We start from the raw sequence: 24,737 nt of genomic DNA, 5'->3' as shown, positions 1-24,737 counted from the left end.
GTCCAAGACGCTCCAGTCAATTCAATGTGATTAAGTTGTCGAACCGCCGTATACGGAACCGTACGTACGGTGGTGTGAGAGGTCGATAATTGAATTAATCAATTATCTCCTACTCGATGGAAATATAAAGATTGGTTAACTTGCCTTACTTGTAAACCCTTTAAAATAAGAATAGACTTTAAATGAAGGTAATATTATTTTTGTTATAAAGGATAGAAGGTGGAGCTTATCAATACGGAAAAGAAAAATCCTAAAAAGTTATCGTTTATTTCAATTTACTTTTTAGGTATTAATGGTGTTATTGGTTCAGGTGCTTTTTTGCTACCACAAGTTATTTATAAAGATATGAATTTAGCAAGTGTCCTTGTCTTACTTTGTGCAGCGATTACGGTTAGTATGGTTGCATTATGTTATGCAGACCTTTCTAGTCGGTTTACCGGATCGGGTGCGGCATGGCTTTATTCCTATAATGCATTTGGCCGGTTTACTGGCTATGAGCTCGGCATCTTTACATGGTTTCTGGGATGCTGTACTTTATCTGCCGAAGTGGTAGCTTTGTTGACAACTCTCCGAAGTTTTTTACCGATTTTTAATACTCATTGGGTATACTATGTTTCTGTTTTTGGCTTAATTTTATTGTTCTCAATTATTAATTTCTTCGGTCGGACGCTTGTTAAGTTGGTCGATAACCTCTCTTCAGCTGCAAAAATGATTACGATTCTTGCTTTTATTGTTATTGGTGTTTTTTGTATTCATTTTGCTAATTTTTCACCGGTAATTCCTCATGTAGCAACCACCGGGGCAATGCCGCTTGCCAAACATTTTGGAGCAGCTTTTAGTGTTGTTTTCTATATGTTTACCGGCTTTTCCTTTATTCCAATTGCCGCAAAGCAAATGACTGATCCGGAGAAAAATATTCCGCGCGTGTTAATCGCCGTAATGGTTAGTGTAACGATTATGTATTCGCTAATGATGCTGGTAGCAATCGGTATTTTGGGAACTAGGATGTCAAAATATAGTACGCCAATTGCAAATGCCTTTGGAACTGGTGTCGGTAAATGGGGATACATTTTAGTAATTGTGGGAATGTTAATCAGTATTTTCGGGGTGGCATTTGCGGCCTCCTTTAACACTCCGTCATTAATTTCCTCACTAGCGAATGAACACGCGATGTTGCCAAAGTGGGTTGGTAAAAAGAACCGCCATGATGCACCCTGGGTAGCAATCATCCTGACAGCCGTTGTTTCAATGTTATTAGTTACTCAATCTTACCTCTTTCTTGTTTCTTGTATTGTGCTTGCTTCGTTTGTTCAATATGTTCCATCAATTTTAGCAGTAATTAAGTTTAAACATACTAATGAATTCCCTAATCACGGGTTTAAGCTTCCCGGAAAATATATCATTCCAGTGTTAGCACTCTTAATCTCGTGCTACATGGTAACCAATTTCACAATTAAAACGATCACAGTTGGGGTTGTAGTCGCCATCCTAGCCGCGGTTTCTTACTTCTTTGTTAAGGTGGATGAGAAACACGAGGCTCACCACCGTGCAATGTTGGAGAAATTAAAACACTAAGTCAAACAGTGTATAATAGGCGAGAGGTGGTTTGATGGAAATAACAATCAAACGAGATGGTCTAAAACTATATGGCCTTCTTGAAGGAACAACGACGATTAAAAACGATACGGTTGCAATTCTGATGCATGGCTTTAAGGGCAATCTGGGATATGATGATTCTAAAATTCTGTATGCTCTTTCGCACTATTTAAACCAACAAGGAATTCCAACGTTACGCTTTGACTTTGATGGGACTGGCCATAGTGATGGTGAATTCAAGGATATGACAGTTTTCAGTGAAATCCTGGATGGAATGAAAATCATTGACTATGCTCACACAACTATGCAAGCAAAGAAGATTTACCTAATTGGTCATTCGCAAGGTGGGGTAGTTGCTTCGATGCTGGCGGCTTATTATCGCGATATTATTACAAAACTAGTACTGCTGGCACCTGCTGCAACCTTGAAAGATGATGCACTAAAAGGAGTTTGTCAGGGAAGCCAATATGACCCTAACCATATACCAGAAACGGTTGATGTGCATGGCTTTGCCGTTGGCGGCGACTACTTCCGAACGGCGCAGCTTTTACCAATTTACGAAACAGCGCAACATTATAGTGGCCCCACACTGCTAATTCATGGGTTAGCTGATAATGTGGTTTCCCCTGAAGCATCAAAGAAATATAATGTAATCATGCCTAACAGTGAATTACATTTAATCCCTGGAGAAGGGCATATGTTTAATGGCTCACGACGCCAAGAAATTTTGGAACTAGTAGCTAACTTCTTAAAAAATTAGTTTTAAAGGATCGTTAACATTTGAGAGGATGTAACGGTCCTTTTTGATTAAAATGTACTTCTGTTCCAGCGACTATTTCATGGTATAATTTAGCGTCAGATTAAATTGAGAGAAAAGGAGCGAGTGATTAACTATGAACTCAATTAAAGCAGCGTGTAAAACCTACTTGGTAATTGGGTCGCTAATTTTTGGGATGTTATTTGGGGCAGGAAATTTAATTTTTCCTGTACATTTAGGACAATTAGCCGGTAACCAGTGGATAGCAGCAACGGGCGGATTCTTGCTTTCTGGTGTTCTTTTACCGCTATTTGCATTACTAGCGATTAGTATTACACATGCAAATGGATTATATGAACTAGCTTTACCGAATGGGAAAAGGTTTGCCCTTATTTTCCTTGTCCTGGTTCAAATAATTATTGGACCTTTATGTGCAACCCCGCGTACGGCAACTGTTCCTTATACGATTGGAGTTGCGCCATATTTAAGTAAAGGGATGCAAGGTTGGGGATTATTAGCCTATACCGGAGCATTTTTTCTAATTGTTTACTTTTTTGCAACGCGTGAAGGAAAAATCACCGAAATAATTGGTAAGGTTTTAAATCCGATTTTCCTTATTATGTTATTTTTGATCTTTCTTCTTGCCTTTATTCATCCAATGGGAAGTACAACTACTCCCCAACCAACTCCAGAATATGTTAATCATGCCTTTAGTAATGGTTTTATTCAGGGATATAATACTGTTGATGCATTAGCAGCATTGGTTTTTGGCGTTACGATTATTACCGCAATCCGCCAACTTGGTTTTAAATCTCAACAATCAGTTTCACTCGCTACTACCAAGGGTGGAATGATTGGAATTTTGGGAATTGGGATTTTGTATATCGGACTAATTTATTTAGGAACAACGAGTCGGCACCAATTCACAATCGCAGCTAATGGGGGAACAACATTAAATCAAATTGCTCATTATTATATGGGAGATTTTGGAAATGTATTATTGTTAACCCTTGCGACAATCACGTGTATGACAACGGCGATGGGGTTAGTAGTCGCTTTTGCCCAGGACTTCCACTATCGTTTCCCCCAGATCTCTTATAAAGCCTTTTTACGGGGAAATTGCTTGTTGTCATTTCTAGTTGCTAACATGGGATTGGACCGGATCGTTTCATGGTCGATACCAGTTTTAATGTTCCTTTACCCGTTAGCCATTGTGTTGATCCTACTAGGTATTTTTTCGCCCCTATTCAAGGGAGCTTCGTTAATTTACCGAATCACGACAGGTATAACAATGATTCCTGCGTTTTTTGATATGGTAAATGCTTTCCCACCGGTTTTACGGGATACCACATTTAGCATGTCATTAATTCATTTTGCAGAAAAATACTTTCCCTTGTACCAACTTGGCTTTAGCTGGTTGCCTTTTACCCTTGTTGGCCTATTCATCAGTATTTGTATTTGGTACCCTCAACAGTAGAGTCGTGTATAATATAAGAGAAATGAGGTGAGGAGTTATGCAACGACAGTATTTAAGTATTGATATTGGTGGGACAGAGATAAAGAGTGCTTTAATTGATCACTCTGGTAATATTTTTGAGAGAAACCATGTCCCAACTCCTCATCAAAAAGAAGCGTTTCTGGCTGCAATCTTTGCTGTGGTTGAGCCAGTTTTAGACAAGGTTACTGCGATTTGTGTTAGTCTTCCAGGAGTCGTTAATCCGACGACTGGAGAGGTAAAGTTTACTGGTGCCCTTGGCTTTATGGGGACCTTTAACTTTGCGGCCTATCTGGAATCACGAGCTCATTGCCCAGTATATGTTGGTAATGATGCTAATTGTGCGACATTAGCAGAAATGTGGCTTGGTAATCTCAACGGTATCAGTAATGGCGCTGTAATTACATTAGGAACTTCAGTTGGCGGCGGGATTGTTATTAATAATCAGCTCTTGCATGGACCGCATTTTCAGGCCGGTGAATTAAGTGCCATGATCATTGATAATGATGCGCCTGAACTTCACTATTCGACAATGGGGGCTACTACTTCAGCAGTTAAGATGATTGAAACCATGGCTGATATTTGTGATATTAAGGATAAAACTGATGGCCGGCGAGTATTTAAAGAAATTAATCGTCATAATCCAGTTATTTGGTCCTTATTTGAAGGATTTTGTCGGCGAGTAGCTGTTTTGATTTTAAATATCCAGACAGTTGTTGACCTTGAACGTGTGCTCATTGGTGGTGGCATTAGTGCGCAAAAAATCTTAATTGATGAAATAAAGAAGCAATTTATGATTCTGCAAAAGAGTGATTACCGTCTTCATGATGATGTCACGATGCCAGAAATAATGACCGCAAAGTTTGGCAATGAAGCTAATTTATTAGGTGCATTGTATGGATTGCTATTGACAATTGAATGAAAAAAGAGAGTGAGTGGGAATTAACCTTCTCGACAAGGCGGTGGGCTAAGGATAGAACGGTGATTAGCACGGCACGGGCTGATTAGCGTTCGAACTTAGCCTCGAGCCTTGTGGTTAATTTCCACGATATCTTAAATAATGTTCGTATAAATAAAGAGGCTGTTGAAAAAACGAAGTTTTTTCACAGCCTCTCTCTTTATCAACAACCTATTTTCTATATGGATAATGCGCCATTGTTGGGACTTCATTCCATGGAACGGGGAAACCAGCACCATGCGCACAGAAGACGGAATCAGGAGTGTTCTCTAGGTCAGCAACCGGATCATAATTAACATCTTTAATAACATCTTCAGCATTATGACATGGATAATAGCCAGCAACAACAAGCTCGAGTTGACCCTGGCCGTGAGTATAGGCGCGAACATTTTGGGCGTAGTCGCGCATGCCCACAACAGGAGCGGTTCCCGTAATCAGGGTTAGTTCTTGGCTATTAGCCTCATCAAGCGCGAACGTACCATGCATTTGTTGAATATCGTTAATTGCGCGTCCTACTTGGTCATTCGGGACTTTAAGATGGAAAGCATACCAAGGTTCTAATAATTGACATTTGTTTTGTTCCTTCAGCTCCATCAATCCTTGACGAACCGCTCGCCAACTAGCCTGACGAAAATCTCCACCAACTGTATGTTTAATATGGCCGCGACCACCAACGAGGGTGATTTTAACATCGGTAAGGGGAGCACCTGTAAGAACCCCTAAATGTTCTTTGGCTTGTAAACTAGTTAAGATCTGATGTTGCCAATTGCGATCAAGAATATCAAGACTGCAGTCACTGCTAATTGTAATTCCAGAGCCTTGTTTTCCCGGTTCTAAAAGAAGGTGGGCTTCGGCATAGTGACGTAATGGTTCAAAGTGACCGACCCCTTCGACTTTGTTAGTAATCGTTTCTTGATAGAGAACGTTTCCCTCATCAAATGTAACTTCTAATTGGTAACGTTCTTGAAGCAATTGTTGCAGGATTTGAAGTTGAACTTCTCCCATAATTTGAACGTGGATCTCTTGGATGTGAGGATGCCAAGAGATCTGTAGTTGTGGATCTTCATCTTCAAGCTCTTTTAAGGCATTGAGACAAGCATGAAGGTCCTCTTTATTAACTTTAACAGCATAATTTAAGACCGGTTTTATGACTGGCGCCGGGAGTGGCTTTGTTTTACCAAGACCAAGTTCAGGGGATGTGGAAGTTAATCCAGTAAGAGCACCGACTTGACCTGCGTTTAAAGCCTGAGTTGGGGTAAATTTAGCCCCGTTATATATTCGGATTTGATTCACTTTTTCTTCGTTTAGTAAAACTGATTTAGCTGGAATTTTGCCACCGAATACACGAACCCAACTAAGTCTGTTGCCCTTGTCATCATGGGAAATCTTGAATACCCGCGCCGCAAACTCATCAGAAAACTCAGGCGAAACTGTCCATTTCTCAAGTCCCTTTAAGAAATTAGTGATTCCAGTTAACTTTAGGGCTGCTCCACTATAACAAGGGAACACTTTACGTTGTTTAATCAATTGCTGAATTGTTTGATCGCTAAGGCTGCCAGTACTGAGGTAGTTTTCTAAAACTGTATCATCCTGCATGGCAATTGTTTCACGAACTTCATCAGTTAATGGATCAGCAAAATCAAGGCAAGCTGGCGAAAATTCTTTTTGCAGTTGCTCGGTAACACTGCTAGGATCAGCACCAATCACGTCTTCTTTGTTAATGAAAATGAAGGTCGGGATATCATAACGCGCAAGAAGATCCCATAATGTGCGCGTGTATCCCTGAATACCATCGGTGGCTGAAACGACAAGAATTGCATAATCAAGGACTGGTAAGACTTGTTCTGTTTGACTAGCAAAATCGACGTGTCCCGGAGTATCGAGAAGGGTAAGCGCAAGGGTATTGTAGCTTAGTTCAGCTTGATGGGTAAAAAGAGTGATTCCGCGCTGTTTTTCGAGCGTATCAGGATCTAAAAAAGCATCCCCATTATCCACGCGGCCTAGCTTTCGAATAGCGCCGGTTTCATACATGAGGGCTTCGGTTAAAGTCGTTTTTCCAGCATCGACATGAGCAACGATGCCAGTAACAATTTGTTTCACCGTTTTTTCACCTAGTTAACATGGTCGTTTTTGCGGACAACAAGAACATCACATTTTGCCATCCGACTAACATAGTGGGTAACAGAGCCAAGAACAAAGCGTTCAAGACCAGATACACCAGTCGCACCGAGAACAATCAAGTCAGTATCGTGATCTGACGGAAATTCATGGGCAATAACACGTTTTGGATTTCCAAACCGGATATGAACGTTAACGTCTTCAACCCCCGCATCGACCGCACGCTTTTTCAAGTCATCGAGTCGTTCCTTGGTGGTTTTAACAATGTTATATGTTTCTTCGTTGCTAAGGGCCGCATTGCTATAGCCATCTGTTAGTTGCGTTACTTGAACAATCCGTAAGATATCAAGGCTAGCATGATTCCGTAGTGCAGAATCAATGGCACTTTCTAAGACGTTACTAGTAATTTTTGAGCCATCGACAGCAACTAGAATGTGTTTGTATGGATAAATTTCTGTCATAATAGACACCTCCGAAAGTTTATACCTTTATTATAAAATGTTTTCGCCCTAAAAAGATGTAAAAAAGAAAGTATTTTTTACTTTGTCGATAATATATTGCAAACGCTTACTAAAAGACGTACACTACAATTGGATGACTAAATGACAAAAGTAAAGTTTTAGTCTATTTATGTTGATGTTTTTATAAGAGGGTGCTAGTTATGCGTTATGTTTCAATGACTTCTCATAATATTGGAATGAATTTAGCTACAGAACAATATTTAATGAATAATAAGGACTTTGGGAAAGAGCCTTTAGTACTATTTTATTATGAAGAACCATGTATTATTGTTGGCCGAAACCAAAATACGCTTGAAGAGATTAATCATGATTATGTAAAGGAACACAATATCCGGGTAACCCGTCGTTTATCAGGCGGAGGTGCTGTTTATCAAGACTTAGGGAACCTCTGTTTTAGTTTTGTGGTCCCAAGCGATAGTGAAGAATTCGGTGACTTTAAATCGTTTACCCAGCCAATTGTTAATGTTCTTCATCAAATGGGTGCTACTAGTGCAGAAGTCAGCGGTCGTAATGATATTTTAGTTGATGGTAAGAAATTCTCGGGGAATGCGATGTATTCACGTAATGGAAAGACGTTTTCCCATGGAACGTTAATGCTTGACGTTGACTTAAGTGTCGTCGCGGATGCTCTTCATGTGGCAAAAGATAAGATTGCTTCAAAGGGAATCAAATCCGTTCGATCACGGGTTACGAACCTCCGCCCATACTTGGATGAAAAGTACCAAGATATTGATGTGCCAACATTTAGGGATGAATTGCTAAAGGGTCTCTTCCATGTTGACGACCTTGAAGAGATTAAGGATAAGCAATACGTTGTTACCCCCGAGGATCAAAAAGAAATTGATAAGATCTATGAGCAGTACTATAACAACTGGGATTGGGTCTATGGTAAGTCGCCAGAATTTACGGTTAAGCGGCGAAAACATTTTGATATGGGGACAATTGATGCCCGCTTTGATGTTAAAGATGGCGTAATCAAAAACGTGAAATTCTATGGTGATTTCTTTGGTCCGCAGGATATTAACCAATTAGCAGAAAAGCTCCAAGGAGTTAAGTATGATCATGATGAGATTGCTAAAGTCCTTGAAGAGGAAGGAACCCAGCAATATATTACGGGAATTCCAACCGCTGAAGTAGCTGATTTACTCGCATAATTGAGCTTTTTAACTTAATTTAGTAAAATGAGGAGTGTAATTAATCGTTACATTCCTTTTTCGTTAATTAAGGGATGTAAAAATATTGATCATCCGCGGGGATAGCAAAAAAGAAAGTTGGCAAAATAAATGAAAAATAATGAAAAAGTTGTTATTGTAACATCAGTAGCAGCAGTAATTGCATTAGTCCTTGATGCTTTTATGTTTGTTCAGCATGGTCACTCGCTGACATCATCATCTGTATGGCCGCGGCTGCTCCTCTTTATCGTTTTAGCAATCATTGTTAACGGATTATCGTTTTTAAAGATGCGTTTTTGTGGATATGCAACGATTTTAGTAAACCTTTATTTTGCAATCGCTAGTTTAGCCGCATTTCAAATGGTAAGTCCACGAGAAAGTGCATACGGATTATTTATTCAAGCACTAAGTATTGTTGGAATTTTAGTAGGAGCTGCTGGTGTTTATTATGGTGCAAAACAGCGTGCAGACTATACAAAAGCTAAAATTGAAAAAATGAAGGAGCAAATGAAAAAATGAAGATGTCAGTAGCTGATTATTTGTCACAGTTGACGAGCGATCAGGTTGTGACAGAAGAAGTTGAAAAAACTGCTGCCCAATCACAGCAAAAAACAGTATTAACAACTGCAATTAACTTTATGATTGAACAGCTTGATACGGGACACCTTGGTCAATATAAGATGAATATTAAAATGAAAAAAGGTGATCCAGTTAGCTTTCGCTTAGAAACCAACCTAATCAACATACCGATGGATGAGGCAGAGCGATTAGATGTTAAATTATTGGATAAAGAGATCGAGTACCCTGTTAATCTTTATTTAGTAATGGAGAGTGAAGATATTAATAAAACGGGATTGCGGATCGATGAATTAGCAAATGAAACCGATCAAAGCGGAAAGACAACTGATTTGGTTACCAAAGCTCAAGAATGGGTAGCCGAACACCTTGCAGATATAATGGAAGCAAGAGCATAAGAGTTGCATCAATGGGTCAAATATGCTAAATTATAGTTTGCGATGAGTCGAGAGGTCTGGTAGCGACCCTAAGAGCTACCATTGACATTTTGACAAGTGGGACACATTAACTCACCGGATTGTGAGGTGTCCAGTTAATCGGCCATGTGGACAGTGCTGATTGACTTGAGATAGTATCAATACACGAAAAACCGGAATACTTAGTATGTTTAGTACTAGGTATTCCGGTTTTTAATTGATTAATTTTCGGTAGATAAAGCCAAGCCAAGGTAACAGCGTAATAATCGCAGTTACAAATAGTAACCCAAGATGACCAACCGATAGATGATCAAGGTCGGCATAAAGATAATAAGTTGGAAATAGCTTTTGAACATTAGCAAAAAAATCAATAAAAGAATTAGCTGGTAAGAGGTGTTTCCAAGGAGTAATAAAAGTTGCGATTATAAATAGGATTGGGGTTCCGGCGGCATCGACAGTTGGTGCGTCAAAGGAAAGGCCAATTGCAAACCCGATCACGCTTAGATATATTCCGATGATATTGGTTAACAAAATACTAGTGATAGTAATAAAGTTGAACTCGATAGTATGAAGAAAAATAGCAAGAATCATAATTACGATGGTGATGAACAAATTGATGATGACTTGGGTAATTAATTGCGAAAATAAATAGTTCCACAGAGAGTAGTGACTAATGTGCGATTGAAGAATGTAGAAGTCTTTATTACTGCAAATCCGTTTGCTGAAAGTAACGATTGAATTACCGAGTATTCCCATTAGGAGAGCAAGCAAGAGTAAAGCGAGCCGGAAGTTGCCAGTGGCAGGGAGAGATGTACTAGCAACTTGAATCATAAATACATACCAAATACCTGGCAGGAGAATAGTAAAAAGAAAGAAACGACGATTGCGTAAAACTTGTTTTAGTTGAATTGCTATGATATTCATAAGAAAGCTCCTAACGATTATGTTGACGATACCATTGTTCGATTGTTTGATTATGTTGGTGGATTTCCTTAACAGGGATGTCGTGAGAGATTTGGCCATCTTTAAGAAGCAGAACACGGGAAAAGAATTTATCAATTTGATTGAAATCATGAGTAATAACTAAAATACTTCCCGAAACCTTTTCAATAAAATGCCAAAAATAGTCAATTGATTCTAAATCCATCCCAACAGTCGGCTCGTCTAGGATCAGAAGTTTGGACTGACGGAGGACGCTAAGTAAGAGCGAAAGGCGACGTTTTTGTCCACCTGACAATTTCGCAATAATTGTATTTTGCTGGGATGATAATTTAAATTGATCAAGAAGATAATTGATTCGTTGTTTTGAATCAACCTTAGTTATGGCGGCTGTCAAACTGATTTGCTCTTTAACTTTTAGGGTCGGAATTAAAACATTTTCTTGGGACATGATATTTAAAGAATCATTTTTATTAAAATACCATTTAACAGTACCTTCGTTGGGTTTCAAAGCACCTTCAATTATCTTTACTAAAGTTGTTTTACCAGCGCCATTACTACCAAGGAGGGCAATGCGTTCATTATTCTGAATAGTTAAATCAAGGTTGTTGAGAACTGGTGTGTTAAAAGTTTTAACAATATTATTAAGTTTTACCAGTGGTTGATTAAAGTCGTTTGTTCCCAGAATGAGGCGGTCTAATGAAACATTAAAAACTTTGGCAAGCAAAATTAGCTTGTCGATACTTGGTTCAGCATCCCCGTTTTCCCATTTGGAGACGGCCTGGCGGGAAACAAATAGGCGCGTAGCTAGTTCAGCTTGTGATAATTGTTTTTCAGTCCGCAATTTGAGCAGTTGATGCGGGAAAGAGTATGACATAGCAAAAAGCTCCTTTTCAAAATCTATATTTAGAATTTAATTGGATCTGCTTAAAAGGTCAATAGAATCCTTAGATAACAACAATTGCTCACCTCGCTACTATTAGTTGCATATAAATTTCCCGGGAAATAAAAAAGCACAGATAGAAAAATCAATCTGTACTCAAAGTTAAGATTAATAATTGCGCATCCCCGTATATTTTTTGCTCAGGACGATGACTAGTATTGTTGCAATAAGCCCATAGACTGCGCCAACGTAACCGAGGTTTTTCATGGCAGTGAAGGTAACAGCCTGAGAGGCAGTAAAAGAGCCTAGTGAAATACCAATATTAGCAAAAATTGAGTTTAAGGATGAAGCTAAGTCAAGTGATTGAGGATATTGTTTTTCGGCAATATCAAGGAACATTAATTGGGTGGAAGAACCATAGCATGAAAAGGCAATACATAAGACAGCCACAATAATAATGGCACCCCACTTGAATGGTAAGACGGGACCAAAGATGAGAAATAAGACTGTCATTGCCGCGTAAATTCCACTGAGACGATGAATTCCGCCACGGTCAGCTAGATAGCCACCAAATTTATTACCAATAATAAAGAAGATTCCCATTCCGAATAAGAGCCAGTTCAACCAGGTATTATCAAAGCCCATTTCGTTAGTGATTAAAGGACGAATATAGGTATAAATTGTGTAGTCAGCCGCACAAATAGCAACAATGAAACTAACACCGAGAATGATTCGTGAATCCTTAAATAACACAAACTGCTTACTAAGGGTACTCTTAAATTGAGGCGTATCACGTGGGACGAGCCAAATCAAGGCGACAAAAACAATGATCGTAATTCCAGAAATCATCCAAAAACTGTCATGCCAAGTAAGGGTAGTGCTGATAACGGTCCCGATTGGAATGCCGATAACTGACGCGATACTAAACCCAGCAAAAACCCATGAAACCAGGCTTGCTCTTTTTTCACGCGGCGCAACATAGCTCGCCATTACGAGGACCATCGAGATAATCGCACCGGCAACACTAGCAGTTAGAATCCGCGAAAGCAACATTGAAATAAAGTTTGGCGCCATCGCTGTCCACGTATTGCCGATAAAGAAGATGACCATGAGAACTAGTAAAACATGATGTCGTCGCCACCGATTTGCCATTGAAGTAATAATCGGAGTGAAAATAGCATAAACCAAGGCAAATACAGTTACAAGTAGGCCTAACTTACCAAGCGAATCATGATATTCATGGGCAATATCAGGTAAAACGCCGACAATCATATATTCGTTACACCCAAGCATAAAGGCAACGAAGACAAAAATAATAGCTTGTAAACGATATTTCATAAAATGTACCCTCCCTAATAAATTAAACTCATCATACTGTAGCAAATTTCTGAATGGATTTCTACAGCAAACGCAGATAAACCTTTTGTCTTGCTAAAAAGACTGGTCTTAGGGAAAATATAGGTAACAGTTTATTCGATGGAGGGGGTAAAACATGCTTCAAGAAGTTAATGCTATTTTTCAAACTTTTGGCGCGAGTGTAGTTGTCCCAATAATAATTTTTATCATTGCTTTATTACTACGAGTGCAGCCTAAGACAGCAATGATGAGTGCCTTCTATGCTGGTGTCGGTTTAACTGGTTTTACCTGGATTATCACAGAATTTACGCCAGTGGTGACTAAGATTGTCCGCCAAATGGTTGATAATACGGGGATTAAACTGCCAGTGGTTGATATTGGCTGGCAAGCAGGATCATTAGCAGCATTTGGCTCAACGGTTGGTTTATCGTTTTTTGTTTTTGGATTACTAGCTGAATTAATTTTATTTGCGCTTGGCGTTACCAAAGTATTTCTGCCTTCTAATATTTGGAATAATTTTGGATATATGATTTGGGGCACGCTAGCTTTTTATGTAACTCATAATTATTGGCTCTCATTAGGGTTGGAATTTTTTATGCTCCTGTACTCACTAGTCTTAGCGGAGATTCAAGCAGATAGATGGGCCGACTATTATGGAATCGAAAATACCACCGTCGACTCCTTACATAATATCGAGCAAGTGGTTCCAGCAATTATTTTAGATCCATTATGGAATTTACTGGGATTTAACAAAGTGAAGATGACCCCTAAAGATTTTCAGAAAAAACTAGGTGTCTTTGGGGAACCAATTACAATGGGAATTATCCTGGGATTAATAATTGGGATCTTGGGTAATTTATCTTCACTGGGGAAAATAAGCGCGTGGGGACAGATTACTAAATTTGCGATTCAACTAGCTGCCGTTATGGCAATCTTCCCCCTTGTTACAAACGTATTCGCAAAGGCATTTATTCCCATCGCGACTGAAATTGATGAGCAGCAGAAGAAACGACATGGCGAAAACAAAAATAGCCGTTATGATAAAAAGCGGTGGTTCCTAGCTGTTGATGATGGCGTTGGCTATGGAGAATCAGCCACTTTAATTTCAGGAATCATTTTAATCCCGATTATGGTTTTAATTGCTTTTATCCTTCCTGGCAATAAGACCCTTCCGGTAGTTGATTTAATTGCAATTCCGTACATGATTGAATCAATTGTCGCGGTGACTCGTGGAAATATCTTAAAAGTAATTGCGACGGGAATTGTGTGGTTTAGTTTAGGCTTATATGCAGCTAGTTGGCTCAGTCCGGTCTATACCGCAGCAGTGGCCCACTATGGCGTTGCAATTCCAACCGGGGTAGTCCTGGTAACAAGCTTTAACTTAGTAGCACGACCATTGAATGCATTGGTTTTTGCTGCCTTTATATCAGAAAGTCCCGTTTGGATTTCACTAGCAGTTATCATTTACCTTGTGATGTTGTTCGGATTACGGAAATATCGTTCGCAAATTTGGCACTACCTTAATAAGATGGCCATGAAGAATGCTTAGGCAAAGTGCTATAATAATTGTCATAAAATTAAGGAGAGCGAAAAAATGAAAGCCTTAGTAGTCGAAAAAGCAGCAGATCGTTCATTGCAAGATTTGAATTTTGCGGAAGTCCCAGTTCCTACGCCAGCTGAACATGAAGTCTTAATCAAGGTGCATGCTGCTGGGCTTAATCCAGTCGACTATAAAATTGTTGAAGACGGCGTTAGTGCTTGGCAGTATCCACATATCCTTGGATTGGATGTTGCTGGGGAGATTGTTAGTGTCGGTCAGGGAGTTACAAATTGGCATGTTGGTGACCGGGTATCTGGACATGGTGATTTAACGCAAAATGGTTGTTTCGCCGAATATGTGACTGCCCCGATTTATGAATTAGCTAAGATCCCGGATTCTGTTTCCGATGAAGTTGCTGCTAGTGCTTTATGTGGGGCTTTGACAGCTTATGAAGCAATAGAACGCAAAGCTAATTTTTCCAATGTTAATACCGTGTTAGTTCATGCTGGTGCGGGTGGTGTTGGCAGTATCGCTATTCAACTTGCTAAACTTCATGGCTGCAAGATATTTACGACTGTTTCATCGAGTAAATATGACTATGTAAAGCGGCTTGCTCCAGATGCAATCATCAACTATCAAACTGAAGATGTGGATAAAAAGTTGGCCGATCTCACCGATGGGCTTGGCGTTGATTTGATCATTGATACGGTAGGTAAAAAAGAAGCAGAACTTGATTTGCGACGGTTAGCCTATAATGGACGCTTAGTAACGATTGTTGACGTTCCTTCACTTGATAATGTTCCAATGTTTGATCGCGGTCTAGGGATGGATGTCGTTAATCTTGGTGGGGCGCATCTCAGTGGTAACCCATCTCAGCAGGCTGATTTAGGCCGAATGAATGCGGAAATATTAAAATTAATAGCTAATGGGAATGTAAAGTCTTTGATTGAGAAAGTAATTCCGTTTGATCAAATTATTGATGGCTTAACAGCGATTAAAAATCATGAAGTAGTCGGAAAATTAGTGGTTAAAATTGATTAAATAAAAAGTTGAGGTTAAGAGAAAATTTTTGTTCTCTTTTAACCTCAACTTTTTTTATTTTGCTAGATAAATCTGTTCATCAATCAAATCAAACGAGTGCAAGTTAGCATTAACTTTCTGTAACTCATCGTCTTGACTTAATTGTGCCTCTTGCCAGAATTTCTTAGAGTTAGTTGCGCCATCTTTTTCGCCAATAACTAATAATTTGACTTCGGGATATGTTGAACGAAGAAGTTCCAGGACATCCCAGTCAATTTCACCTTTGTCGGGAGCCCATGACATAATGATATATTCGACCTCGTCACCATACTTTTTGATTGCTTCTAGAGCGTCCAACTTCTCAATCTTAGTGACAGGGTGTTTGCCCGTTTCGTTTTCTTTTACCCATGCCTGACTATCGGTAGTATAAATCTTTTGAGTCGCATTGTTATTGCGTAATCCCTTAGAAATATACCCATTACCGGCCATAATCTCTAGTGTCGGTGCCCCACCTAAATAATCAGAAAGTGCTTTGGCAAAAGGTGCATTGACGTATGACCACATTCCGTATGTTTCTTCGAGATAATCACGATAGTTGCGCAACGCCTTATCTAATTTTGGCAACGCCTCACTATATTTGTTCCAAAGTTTATCACCGCGTGGATCACCTTGTGGGAACTGTTCATTAACCTTTTTGAAAATGGTATCTTGAATGTTATCCGGCAATAATAATTTTGGTAGAGGTTGTGGCAATAAGCCGTTTTTGAGTAGTCGATCACTTTCTAAAACATTATTAATGAGGTATTTTACAGGAGGAAAGTCATCGAATAGGTCACGGTAGGTATTTAGTTCTTGAATATATGAAGGCTCATTAACAATTTGATGAGCTTTTTTTACCCGCTTTTTTAGCTGTTTTAATTTTTTAGGATTCATCAGAAACTCCTTATTTAAGTTTTAAATCTAATTGTTCTTGCTTACCATAGAAGGTGTCTGTATCCCGGCGATTATGCCGTCCCTTTAAGTAACCATCGATTAGTTGAAAAATTTCATATCGATCATCACTTGAAAGTACAGTTTGATTAAACGACAGGTTCTTACTAGAGAAAAATAATTTTGCTAAATCAAAATCATCACGATCAGTTTTTCCGGTAAGGTAGTCCAGACTGACATCAAAAAATTCGGCTAGTTTTCGTGCTTCAACGTATGACGGGGTCCGAATACCGCGTTCCCAGTTACCGATTTGCGAAGCAGTGTTTGGCTTTTCATTGGGGCCAAGGTTTTCATTGAGATGGGTAGCAAGCTCCTTTAAGGTTATCTTTTGTCCTTTGCGAAGTGCTCGTAGGCGTTCTGGAAACATTATTTCACTCCCTTAATATATCATTATCTATTTTAACATTAGCATCACGATTTTGAATGAAAAGAATATGCAAAATAACAGAAAGTGTGCTAAACTAAGCGCATTGATTAAATGATGCGACATGGGGTTAATTATTTTGAAAACAAAGACAAAAAAGAAACAGTGGCATCCTTGGCGATGGCTCATTGGAATTGTAATTGTAATCGCAGTGGCAATCTTTGCCGCTAGTAGCTATTTTTTCTCGGTGGCAATGGTACCGGGGCATAAGGATTTTATTAATAATTCAACTAAAATTTCACGAAATGATCCATTGTATGAGCAGAAAATGTGGTTTAAGCATGCCAAAAAAGAAAAATGGACAATGAAATCGGCAAGTGGAAATTATAAACTAGTTGCTGATTACATTCCGGCTGCTAAATCGACAACTAAAAATGTGGTAATTGCCCATGGATTTATGGGTAACAAAGAGAAGATGGGCGAATATGCCGCGCTTTTCCATCAGATGGGGTATAATGTTCTAATGCCAGATGCGCGTGCTCATGGTCAAAGCCAAGGGAAATACATTGGTTATGGATGGCCAGAGCGTTATGATATTAGCAAATGGATTAATAAGCTTATTCGGCATAATGGAGAAGACAGTCAGGTAGTCTTGTTTGGTGTTAGCATGGGTGGTGCGACAACAATGATGACTAGTGGCATTAACCTTCCGCCACAAGTAAAAGCATTTGTCGAAGATTGTGGATATACGAGTCTTAATGATGAATTGAATTATGAAGCTGGTAATTTATATGGGATTCCGAAGTTTTTACGGGTGCCATTAATAAGTACGATGAGTTTAATTAATCGGGTGAAGAATGGTTTTTACATTCATGAAGCTAGCTCCTTAAATATGTTGCATCATAATCATCGCCCAATGCTATTTATCCATGGAGCAAAAGATAATTTTGTTCCAACTGAAATGGTTTATCGCAATTACCGTGCAACAGAGGGAAGCAAAGAATTGTGGGTAGTACCAGGAGCAGCGCATGCGAAGTCATATGCGACCCATCCTAGCGAATATCGGCGCCATTTGACAAAATTTTTAAATCACTATATTAAATAGTTGGAGGAAAAAGATGCTTGCAATTATTGTTACGATGTTTGTTGCAATCGAACATTTAGGTATTATGGCCTTAGAAATCTTTGGTAACCCGGCACAGCAAGCCAAGGCGTTTGACTTACCGCTTAAGTTTACGCAACAGCATGAAGCACAGGTTTCATTCGCTAACCAGGGGATTTATAACGGGGCCTTAGGAGCAGCCATCATCGCCAGTTACTGGTTATTTAGTGGAGCAACCTTAGTATTGGTATGGCAAATGCTCTTGGTTTTTGTGATGGTTGTTGCATTATTTGGTGCGCTTACTGCAACCAAAAAAATTATTCTAATTCAATTTTTACCAGCGTTGATTGCGTTTTTACTTACATTTCTTTAAACATAAAAAGGAAATTGCTTTGCAAGATTTTGCAGCAATTTCCTTTTTTAGTCTAATGATTGAGTGTAAACCAATTCATCAGTCGAGATCTGTTCGTTTAATGCGTTTGCTAATTCTTGTGAAAATTGGTCATCAGCAAGTTGCATTTGAACATAACTATGCTCAAGCTGAAATGCCTCAATAAATAAAGAAGTAATGAGGTCGGTATCCATCGAAATATCGTGCAGGAAGAATCGTTTTCGTTGGAAGTACGTCCGTCGTACCATGGCAACTTCATTCGCGTTTTGTGGAGTTTCAATCGAATGAAGGTATTTATCGATTTCACGATTAATTATTTCTAGGATCTCAGCTGTTTCAGCGCGCTGTTCCTTGGTTAATTGATATTTTGGCCCCACATTATAGCGGGAGCCTTTTTTGAGATGGCGGTAGCGAATAAAACGCCATTTTAACCGGTGCCATAAGATGACCCATAATTCAAGAAAGCTGTGTTTATTTACGCGGAAAATCGACCGCGTAACAAAATTAACGAGGAATTTGGCCTCCTTGTCAGAGATTCGGCCTTCTTCGTTAAGTCGGTCTAAGGTAGCTAATTCAATTTGATGAGCTTTACCCATTAATTGACTATAAATATTACGATTAAATTCGTGGTATTGCGTCATTTGACTACTCAATTGGTCAATAACAACGGCTTTTTCTGGTGAATATTTTTCTGAAGTCCGTAGCTCATTAATAGCATATTGAACTGTTTTAATAAGTTCTTTTTGAAATTCACTCTTCGAATAACTCTTAGATTTAGGCGGTAAAATAATTGGATACCCAATTGCGCCGACAGCAATACTAATCAAAATAACAATTGCGGCAATCAGGATCATTGAATTACGAAAGGCAAATTGATGGTTATTAATCAGTACTGGCAACGAGAATGCTAATGCCAGAGTGATCGTTCCGTGAATTCCTCCTAACGCCATTAAGAGACTATCACGGTTAAGGTTAGTCGATTGAATGTTGACGAACTTAAACCGGACCCATAAAAATCTTAAGAGGGTTGTAATAATATAGATAGCAAAGGCTAAGGCAACGATTGCACCCAGATTTTGCCAAGAAGTCCTTCCAAGTACCTGCGGAAGCATCACCCCTAAAAGGACAAATACTAACCCGTTTAACGCATCGCTAATGATGTTCCAAATAGTGGTAGTAGACATTTGCACTTTAGTAGATGTAAGCCGCATTCGATCATAGAGGATACTATGAACAACTCCCGCTGCAACGACGGCTAGGATTCCTGAAAGGTGTAGTTCTTCAGCCAACCAGTAAACAACGATGGGAGTCATTACGTTGATCGGAATAACGATGGAGCCAATATCAACGTGCTTCCGCATCAAACTAGTACGGAGACTAATTAATAGGCTCCCTAGTACTGCTCCGAAGATAATTCCGCCGAAGAAAACATAAACAAAGATCCAGATTCCATGACCAAGCGAAAATTGTCCAGAACGGTAGGTTTCCAGCGCCAAATCTAAAAGCACAATTCCCGATGCATCATTAAAGAGGGATTCATATTCCAGAGCACCGTTAACGTTTTTAGGGACCTTCATATTAGTAGTAATCGACTTTACAGCGACCGCATCAGTCGGCGTAACAATCGCAGCCAGCATAAAGGCAAGTGCTAAGGAGAACGTTGCTGGTTGAAGCCAATGTAAAAAGCTACCAGTAATCAAGACCGTTACAAGTGCTAATCCAACAGTCATTGATAGGATCGATTTGATATTGCTTGAAAGATAACGGAATGATTGGTTCTGCCCGTCATTAAACATTAAAGGAGCAATGATCACCATCATGAATAATTCTGGATGCATGGTAAAGTTAGTGGCCTCAGTAGGCAGGGATGCTAAAAGAATTCCTGCAATAATTTGATAGATGGATAGTGGAATCTTAGGGTAAACAAGATGAACAACATTAGCTGCAACAACAGCAGTCAATAGAAGAACAATGCCTAAAATCATTTCCATCGATTAATCACCTCACTTGATATTTTGAATAAAAAACGAGAGACCGGGAAAATGCTAGCATTTCCTGGTCTCTACTCTCTTAGCTTACTCACGGCCAATCAGCATTTTTACGGCCATGGCAATATTATAAATAAATAACAAAAGGGCTAATAAAAGAGCAAATGTTAGGAGAATTCCAAACAATGCGCCCCCGTGGAAGTTAGCGGGGTTTAATGAAAAGACACTAAAGACTAAAATTGCGCCTATTACATATAACAATGGGAAAATTTGACTCCAAAATGCATAGCGAGCGTTCTTAGCAATAGTTGGTCGATCACTGCTTTTGGCAATTATCCACACGATTAGTGGAAAGATAACTGGTAAAAATAAGATGCTTAAATAGGATAAAGCATTAACGATCCGGTCCGTTAAATTATTATCGTTCACTATATCAGTCCCTTCTTTTTATATTATTATCGCATGAAAACTCAAGGGAGCGCAATTACAATTATCTGTACAAGGCAAATAATACTTAAAAAAGAAAGCCAATCGTGGCTGGTAATCGGGATATCCACGGTAGCTGTTCGTGCTTGCCCTTCCACGAAACCGTGTGATTCCATGGCCTGCGCTAATTGATCTGACCATTGAATCGCAACCAGAATCGCTTTGAAGTAGAGCGTTGGTGACCACCAATGTAAATTAACGCCCCGCATTTGTCCTGCCGTATAAATAGTTGTAACGGCTTGTTTCATTTTCGGAATCAGATTAAGGGCGGCAAGCACCCCATAAGCATATTTGCTGGGAAGGTGACAATTTTGTTCTAATGAGCGAGCAAGCGTTAAGGTATCGGTTGTAAACGTAAAGACTGTCCCAAGGCAGACATAAACGTAGAGTCGACTGAAAAGAACGGTTCCATCGAAGAGACTGTGACTAGGACTGAAGAAGACAATTGTAATAAAAATAGCTAGTGCCGGAAAAAGGGGGACAAAAGCCAACCAGCAAAATTGTCGCCAGTGAAATCGCTGATGAATAAGGATTAGCAAACACACTACAATGACAATCAGGTTAATCCACAGCTTAGTCACAAAAGTCAGCTCAAGTGAAAGCAAAATAACAAGTAATAATTTTAAACTAGGATTCATAACTCCCTCCAACATAATTAAGACGTTGATGATTCATTGTAAGATGATAATCAATGAAACCATCAAGTCCGCTTAATTGATGACTAACAATCAGCAAAGTTTGGGGTTTTTCTTTTTGGGATGCTTTGATTAGGTGCAGGACAGTCTTTAAAGATGCTGGATCTAACCCAGTAAATGGTTCGTCAAGCAATAAGGTTTCTTGTCCGCGCATTAACATCAGCAGGATTTGCAGCTTTTTCTTTTGACCACCACTCAAAGAATAAACAACTTGTTCTTCTCGTCCGTTCAGACCAAGAGCCGTTAATACCTTGTTGACTCGTTGCTGGCTAAAATAGGGATTCTGACAAGTTTTAAAGCCCAATGCCAGTTCTTCGCCAACGGTTACATTTAGGAATTGATCGTTTGCATGTTGAAAAATTAATCCTAGATGCTTGTAATATTTCCCAGGTGATATTTTTTGAATGTTTTCTCCCTCATAGTCAATTTTTCCTTCATATTTCAAAAGCCGGGCAATTGCCTTTAGGAGGGTAGATTTACCAATCCCATTTGGTCCAGTTAGTAAAGTTATTTTATTTTTAACAATGCCTAAATTGGTTGGTAAAAGTAAAGAACGATTATCTCGTTTTATTGCTAATTCATTAAATTTGATAATCGCGGGCAATGTTGACGGGGGAAGGGCAGTGGTAATTTGGGGAGTAGCGCTCGCTGTCAAAAGTTGGCTACTATTTTTACTGGAAAGCTGGGCAAGGCGTCCCTTAGTTAATTGCCAAACCAGTGGATGTAGTCGCTCGTAACCATGCAAATCGTGGTCAGTAATGATAATTGTTGTGTGATAGTCACTGTTGAGGCGGACTAATTGTTTAAGGATAAGTTGCCGGTTTTCTTCATCAATATTGGCAAAGGGCTCGTCTAATAAAAGCACGTTCGGTTGCATTGCCGTAGCAGCTGCTAAAGCCACGCGCTGTTGTTGCCCACCAGAGAGTGTGGTGATTAAACGGTTAGCAAGATCGTCAACTTTACCAAATTGTAAAGCTTCTTTAACGCGCTCTGGAATTTTGTCAGTGGGTACCTGGCAATTTTCTAGGGTGAATTCTAATTCGTGGCGTGGCGTATCAAGGGCAAATTGCATTAACGGATCTTGAAATACCATCCCAATTTGAGCATCTGTTGGTACATCGACTGCTCCAGCAACTATTTCACCACCATATTTAGGCAGGAGACCAGCAATTAACTTGAGAATGGTGGATTTACCGCTCCCAGAGACCCCAGTAAGTAAGTGAATCTTTCCGGCCGTAAATTCGGCGGTGATATTTTTAAGGATTGGTTGCTGATCAAAATTAAATGAAAGATCATTAAATCGTATATTTTTCATAGTCTTAGTGCTTGATTAAGTGGGCTCGTTGGAGAAGGTTAGTAATCAATTTAACCAGAATTCCAGAGAAGACAAACATTGAAATGAAGCGCGCAATAAGCATAATAATTAGCATTTGCCCGCTGAAGTGGTTATAGCCATTGCGGAACCAATCCCAGCCAAAGGTAACAAATGTAAGGGTGAGGGATGAGATGAGCAAGGTCAACCAGTTATACATTTTATAAAGCGTAAAAGTAAAACCTAACTCAGACCCGATACCTTGAACTGCCCCAGAAATTAGGTTGGCTGCTCCCCACTGGTCGCCGAGAAGCATTTCAACGGCTGCTCCCAAAAACTCACCAAGGAAAGCCGCTCCCGGTGTCCGAAGCAAAAAGCCGGCAAGTGGTCCAGCCATACACCAGATTCCCATTGTTAAATCATTAGCCATTGGACCATAACCGATTGGTGTCAGTAGAACAGTTAAGCCGTTATAGACAAAACCGGCCGCAAAATAAATTACACCAAAAATAATTCCAATTAGGGCAAGCAAAATAATATCGCGCAAATGTAGTGAACGTTTAGTCATAATAAAACTCCTTAAAATATAAGGGTAAAAAAACTCCATGACAAAAAATCATGGAGTTAATCATTAAGTTAATATCACTGAATCTCCCTTCGCTGGTATTAACCAGAGCAGGTTCAATGGGTATTATCTCAGCCGTTTGGCACCCCAGATTTGTTTTCCATTATCATAGCTAATATTATAACGGAATGCAAATCGTTAATTAGGTTACTTATCTTAGAAAAGTGGTTTACAATTAGTACTAGTATTTAAAGGGATGGTTTAAAAAATGAGTGGAGTAGTTTTTGTTTTATTATTGCTAGGGATTGGGATTCTTTCAGGGATTATTAGTGCAGCCGCTGGTTTAGCATCACTAGTCTCGTACCCATCACTGCTTGCACTAGGATTACCACCAGTGATGGCAAACGTAACGAGTACTTTTTCGACGGTCACTGGTAACTATAGTTCGGTCTTTTCATCGTTTAAGGAGTTAGAGCATAATCGCCGGCAATTATGGATTATTTTGCCATTGGTATTTGCTGGTTCCATTATTGGGGCTTTTTTGCTATTTGCTGTCCCCAGTAAGTGGTTTGCGGAACTGGTGCCATTATGCATTGCGTTAGCTGGAATTATCTTGTTATTTCCCCATCATCCAAAGCAAAGTACGGGGACGATGGCAGGAAATAGTAAATTATTTGGTAAATCACGGATCGGTCAATTTTTATCAATCATTGGTATTTTTATTGTTGGGATTTATTCGGGTTTCTTTAATGCGGGAGCCGGAGTGTTAATGCTAACCTTGCTGACAGTGATCAATCGGCAAAAGAGCTTTGCCGTTAATAATGCGCTAAAAAATGTTGCGATGACTGTTACAAATACAACATCCTGGATAGTGTTCGCCCTTGAGACGACAATTTATTGGAATTATGTTATTCCGTTGATGATTGGAAATATAATCGGGGGCTACTTAGGACCAATTATTGTTCGCCACCTGCCTGGCCGTCTGATGCAAATAATTGTCGGGATTGGCTCATTGATTTTGGCAGTTTCATTGGTAATTCGGAATTTAATGTGAAGCAAAAGGATCATTGTCATCTAGTTTGGCAATGATCCTTTTGTTTGTGCGCCCGGCATGGGTATTAACTAGGCGGTGAAAGTCCGCTATGGGCCGTAGTAGTCGGAACCATGAGCTGAGGACAAGGGTGTCCGTCGTGAGACGGAATCTGAAGGAAGTCTAAGGCAAAATACTGCACCGATGAACAAGAAGTAGCTATAAGGCTGAGGGTAACTGGATAAGGTTGCAAACCAAACTGAAGTCCAATACTACTCGAAGTTACTCTTAGTAAAGCTAACGGTGACATGGTATGAAAGTTAATATCCTTACCCGGGGAGATCTGGCCTACACGTTTCCGACAAGAGGAATAAGTTTAATTTCCACAGAAACAAGCGGTGCAGTGATGCAGTGTTGAGTAAGCCAGAAGTCAGCCGAGGTCATAGTAGTTTGAATAATCAGATGAA

The 24,737-nt window shown here is 39.5% G+C and carries 24 protein-coding genes and 1 riboswitch; of the genes, 12 read left to right on the top strand and 12 right to left on the bottom strand.

Going from position 1 to position 24,737, the window contains the following annotated elements; genetic code table 11:
- Positions 1-219 precede the first annotated feature (219 nt).
- The 4 genes from LMC10_RS10335 (at position 220) to LMC10_RS10320 (ending at position 4,770) form a co-directional block, all read left to right on the top strand.
- Positions 220-1,575, top strand: coding sequence for an APC family permease (locus LMC10_RS10335; protein WP_229269774.1), 1,356 nt, complete (start codon positions 220-222; stop codon positions 1,573-1,575).
- A gap of 34 nt (positions 1,576-1,609) precedes the next feature.
- Positions 1,610-2,356 (top strand): alpha/beta hydrolase, encoded by a 747-nt coding sequence (locus tag LMC10_RS10330; protein ID WP_229269773.1) that lies wholly within the window; start codon positions 1,610-1,612, stop codon positions 2,354-2,356.
- Positions 2,357-2,489: 133 nt separating this feature from the next.
- A complete protein-coding gene (gene brnQ, locus LMC10_RS10325; RefSeq protein WP_229269772.1) occupies positions 2,490-3,830 on the top strand; it encodes a branched-chain amino acid transport system II carrier protein in 1,341 nt (446 codons plus the stop codon).
- 37 nt (positions 3,831-3,867) lie between these two features.
- Complete coding sequence (locus LMC10_RS10320; protein WP_229269771.1) at positions 3,868-4,770, top strand: ROK family protein; 903 nt, start codon at positions 3,868-3,870, stop codon at positions 4,768-4,770.
- A gap of 207 nt (positions 4,771-4,977) precedes the next feature.
- Here LMC10_RS10320 and LMC10_RS10315 read toward each other — a convergent pair whose 3' ends face one another.
- Together LMC10_RS10315 and LMC10_RS10310 are read right to left on the bottom strand one after the other, a co-directional pair.
- Complete coding sequence (locus LMC10_RS10315; protein WP_229269770.1) at positions 4,978-6,906, bottom strand: GTP-binding protein; 1,929 nt, start codon at positions 6,904-6,906, stop codon at positions 4,978-4,980.
- Between the two features lie 11 nt (positions 6,907-6,917).
- Entirely contained in the window at positions 6,918-7,385 is a 468-nt protein-coding gene (locus tag LMC10_RS10310; protein ID WP_229269769.1) for a universal stress protein, read from the bottom strand.
- 200 nt (positions 7,386-7,585) lie between these two features.
- Between LMC10_RS10310 and LMC10_RS10305 the strand changes: the two genes are divergently transcribed.
- The 3 genes from LMC10_RS10305 (at position 7,586) to LMC10_RS10295 (ending at position 9,591) form a co-directional block, all read left to right on the top strand.
- Complete coding sequence (locus tag LMC10_RS10305; protein ID WP_229269768.1) at positions 7,586-8,599, top strand: lipoate--protein ligase; 1,014 nt, start codon at positions 7,586-7,588, stop codon at positions 8,597-8,599.
- A 129-nt stretch (positions 8,600-8,728) separates the two neighbouring features.
- Positions 8,729-9,136, top strand: a complete 408-nt coding sequence (locus tag LMC10_RS10300) for a hypothetical protein (RefSeq protein WP_003669993.1) — start codon at positions 8,729-8,731, stop codon at positions 9,134-9,136.
- A complete protein-coding gene (locus LMC10_RS10295; RefSeq protein ID WP_003669080.1) occupies positions 9,133-9,591 on the top strand; it encodes a hypothetical protein in 459 nt (152 codons plus the stop codon). The genes LMC10_RS10300 and LMC10_RS10295 overlap by 4 nt, the downstream gene beginning before the upstream one ends.
- Positions 9,592-9,822: 231 nt before the next feature.
- Here LMC10_RS10295 and LMC10_RS10290 read toward each other — a convergent pair whose 3' ends face one another.
- The 3 genes from LMC10_RS10290 to LMC10_RS10280 form a co-directional block, all read right to left on the bottom strand.
- On the bottom strand, positions 9,823-10,533 hold the full coding sequence (locus LMC10_RS10290) for a lantibiotic ABC transporter permease (protein ID WP_229269767.1): 711 nt from the start codon (positions 10,531-10,533) through the stop codon (positions 9,823-9,825).
- A 10-nt stretch (positions 10,534-10,543) separates the two neighbouring features.
- Complete coding sequence (locus tag LMC10_RS10285) at positions 10,544-11,425, bottom strand: XRE family transcriptional regulator (RefSeq protein ID WP_229269766.1); 882 nt, start codon at positions 11,423-11,425, stop codon at positions 10,544-10,546.
- Positions 11,426-11,599: 174 nt separating this feature from the next.
- On the bottom strand, positions 11,600-12,769 hold the full coding sequence (locus LMC10_RS10280) for an MFS transporter (protein WP_229269765.1): 1,170 nt from the start codon (positions 12,767-12,769) through the stop codon (positions 11,600-11,602).
- Between the two features lie 154 nt (positions 12,770-12,923).
- Here LMC10_RS10280 and LMC10_RS10275 point away from each other — a divergent pair, with 154 nt between their 5' ends.
- A complete protein-coding gene (locus LMC10_RS10275; RefSeq protein ID WP_065533341.1) occupies positions 12,924-14,336 on the top strand; it encodes a PTS galactitol transporter subunit IIC in 1,413 nt (470 codons plus the stop codon).
- A gap of 45 nt (positions 14,337-14,381) precedes the next feature.
- Positions 14,382-15,368, top strand: coding sequence for a zinc-binding dehydrogenase (locus LMC10_RS10270; RefSeq protein WP_229269764.1), 987 nt, complete (start codon positions 14,382-14,384; stop codon positions 15,366-15,368).
- Between the two features lie 54 nt (positions 15,369-15,422).
- Here the strand turns inward: LMC10_RS10270 and LMC10_RS10265 are convergent, their stop codons facing one another.
- Together LMC10_RS10265 and LMC10_RS10260 are read right to left on the bottom strand one after the other, a co-directional pair.
- A complete protein-coding gene (locus LMC10_RS10265) occupies positions 15,423-16,280 on the bottom strand; it encodes an SAM-dependent methyltransferase (RefSeq protein WP_229269763.1) in 858 nt (285 codons plus the stop codon).
- Positions 16,281-16,290: 10 nt separating this feature from the next.
- A complete protein-coding gene (locus LMC10_RS10260; protein WP_003664887.1) occupies positions 16,291-16,704 on the bottom strand; it encodes a helix-turn-helix domain-containing protein in 414 nt (137 codons plus the stop codon).
- Positions 16,705-16,825: 121 nt separating this feature from the next.
- Here LMC10_RS10260 and LMC10_RS10255 point away from each other — a divergent pair, with 121 nt between their 5' ends.
- Complete coding sequence (locus LMC10_RS10255) at positions 16,826-17,806, top strand: alpha/beta hydrolase (protein ID WP_229269762.1); 981 nt, start codon at positions 16,826-16,828, stop codon at positions 17,804-17,806.
- 13 nt (positions 17,807-17,819) lie between these two features.
- Entirely contained in the window at positions 17,820-18,176 is a 357-nt protein-coding gene (locus tag LMC10_RS10250; protein WP_152700161.1) for a DUF1304 domain-containing protein, read from the top strand.
- A 47-nt stretch (positions 18,177-18,223) separates the two neighbouring features.
- Here the strand turns inward: LMC10_RS10250 and LMC10_RS10245 are convergent, their stop codons facing one another.
- The 5 genes from LMC10_RS10245 to LMC10_RS10225 all read right to left on the bottom strand — a co-directional run bounded on the left by LMC10_RS10245 (position 18,224) and on the right by LMC10_RS10225 (position 23,243).
- Positions 18,224-20,185: a cation:proton antiporter gene (locus LMC10_RS10245; RefSeq protein WP_229269761.1), complete on the bottom strand. Its 1,962-nt coding sequence runs from the start codon at positions 20,183-20,185 to the stop codon at positions 18,224-18,226.
- A gap of 84 nt (positions 20,186-20,269) precedes the next feature.
- Positions 20,270-20,611: a magnetosome magnetite crystal formation protein family gene (locus LMC10_RS10240; RefSeq protein ID WP_003669070.1), complete on the bottom strand. Its 342-nt coding sequence runs from the start codon at positions 20,609-20,611 to the stop codon at positions 20,270-20,272.
- Between the two features lie 41 nt (positions 20,612-20,652).
- The gene (locus tag LMC10_RS10235; RefSeq protein WP_035169072.1) at positions 20,653-21,306 is read right to left on the bottom strand and encodes an energy-coupling factor transporter transmembrane component T family protein; all 654 of its coding nucleotides are present in this window, start codon (positions 21,304-21,306) and stop codon (positions 20,653-20,655) included.
- Positions 21,296-22,678 carry an ATP-binding cassette domain-containing protein gene (locus LMC10_RS10230; RefSeq protein WP_229269760.1) on the bottom strand — a complete coding sequence of 461 codons (1,383 nt, stop codon included), beginning with the start codon at positions 22,676-22,678 and terminating at the stop codon, positions 21,296-21,298. The genes LMC10_RS10235 and LMC10_RS10230 overlap by 11 nt, the downstream gene beginning before the upstream one ends.
- A gap of 4 nt (positions 22,679-22,682) precedes the next feature.
- The gene (locus LMC10_RS10225; RefSeq protein WP_020843359.1) at positions 22,683-23,243 is read right to left on the bottom strand and encodes an ECF transporter S component; all 561 of its coding nucleotides are present in this window, start codon (positions 23,241-23,243) and stop codon (positions 22,683-22,685) included.
- Positions 23,244-23,310: 67 nt separating this feature from the next.
- Positions 23,311-23,400: riboswitch (TPP riboswitch) on the bottom strand.
- A gap of 108 nt (positions 23,401-23,508) precedes the next feature.
- On the opposite strand from LMC10_RS10225, the gene LMC10_RS10220 reads away from it, so the two are divergent.
- Positions 23,509-24,294, top strand: a complete 786-nt coding sequence (locus tag LMC10_RS10220; RefSeq protein ID WP_229269759.1) for a sulfite exporter TauE/SafE family protein — start codon at positions 23,509-23,511, stop codon at positions 24,292-24,294.
- The last annotated feature ends 443 nt before the right edge of the window (positions 24,295-24,737 follow it).

This window comes from Limosilactobacillus reuteri subsp. simiae (genome assembly GCF_020784875.1).
In the GTDB taxonomy this organism is placed as follows: domain Bacteria; phylum Bacillota; class Bacilli; order Lactobacillales; family Lactobacillaceae; genus Limosilactobacillus; species Limosilactobacillus reuteri_H.
The sequence above is the reverse complement of the archived record's forward strand: the minus strand, read 5'-3'. Positions and strand labels throughout refer to the sequence as shown.

Coding starts and splice junctions, on each gene's coding strand:
- LMC10_RS10330 (WP_229269773.1), top strand. CDS start 1,610: ATGGAAATAACAATCAAACGAGATGGTCTAAAACTATATGGCCTTCTT.
- LMC10_RS10265 (WP_229269763.1), bottom strand. CDS start 16,280: ATGAATCCTAAAAAATTAAAACAGCTAAAAAAGCGGGTAAAAAAAGCT.
- LMC10_RS10250 (WP_152700161.1), top strand. CDS start 17,820: ATGCTTGCAATTATTGTTACGATGTTTGTTGCAATCGAACATTTAGGT.
- LMC10_RS10305 (WP_229269768.1), top strand. CDS start 7,586: ATGCGTTATGTTTCAATGACTTCTCATAATATTGGAATGAATTTAGCT.
- LMC10_RS10225 (WP_020843359.1), bottom strand. CDS start 23,243: ATGACTAAACGTTCACTACATTTGCGCGATATTATTTTGCTTGCCCTA.
- LMC10_RS10270 (WP_229269764.1), top strand. CDS start 14,382: ATGAAAGCCTTAGTAGTCGAAAAAGCAGCAGATCGTTCATTGCAAGAT.
- LMC10_RS10295 (WP_003669080.1), top strand. CDS start 9,133: ATGAAGATGTCAGTAGCTGATTATTTGTCACAGTTGACGAGCGATCAG.
- brnQ (WP_229269772.1), top strand. CDS start 2,490: ATGAACTCAATTAAAGCAGCGTGTAAAACCTACTTGGTAATTGGGTCG.
- LMC10_RS10310 (WP_229269769.1), bottom strand. CDS start 7,385: ATGACAGAAATTTATCCATACAAACACATTCTAGTTGCTGTCGATGGC.
- LMC10_RS10275 (WP_065533341.1), top strand. CDS start 12,924: ATGCTTCAAGAAGTTAATGCTATTTTTCAAACTTTTGGCGCGAGTGTA.
- LMC10_RS10285 (WP_229269766.1), bottom strand. CDS start 11,425: ATGTCATACTCTTTCCCGCATCAACTGCTCAAATTGCGGACTGAAAAA.
- LMC10_RS10255 (WP_229269762.1), top strand. CDS start 16,826: ATGGGGTTAATTATTTTGAAAACAAAGACAAAAAAGAAACAGTGGCAT.
- LMC10_RS10220 (WP_229269759.1), top strand. CDS start 23,509: ATGAGTGGAGTAGTTTTTGTTTTATTATTGCTAGGGATTGGGATTCTT.
- LMC10_RS10245 (WP_229269761.1), bottom strand. CDS start 20,185: ATGGAAATGATTTTAGGCATTGTTCTTCTATTGACTGCTGTTGTTGCA.
- LMC10_RS10280 (WP_229269765.1), bottom strand. CDS start 12,769: ATGAAATATCGTTTACAAGCTATTATTTTTGTCTTCGTTGCCTTTATG.
- LMC10_RS10300 (WP_003669993.1), top strand. CDS start 8,729: ATGAAAAATAATGAAAAAGTTGTTATTGTAACATCAGTAGCAGCAGTA.
- LMC10_RS10320 (WP_229269771.1), top strand. CDS start 3,868: ATGCAACGACAGTATTTAAGTATTGATATTGGTGGGACAGAGATAAAG.
- LMC10_RS10235 (WP_035169072.1), bottom strand. CDS start 21,306: ATGAATCCTAGTTTAAAATTATTACTTGTTATTTTGCTTTCACTTGAG.
- LMC10_RS10230 (WP_229269760.1), bottom strand. CDS start 22,678: ATGAAAAATATACGATTTAATGATCTTTCATTTAATTTTGATCAGCAA.
- LMC10_RS10290 (WP_229269767.1), bottom strand. CDS start 10,533: ATGAATATCATAGCAATTCAACTAAAACAAGTTTTACGCAATCGTCGT.
- LMC10_RS10260 (WP_003664887.1), bottom strand. CDS start 16,704: ATGTTTCCAGAACGCCTACGAGCACTTCGCAAAGGACAAAAGATAACC.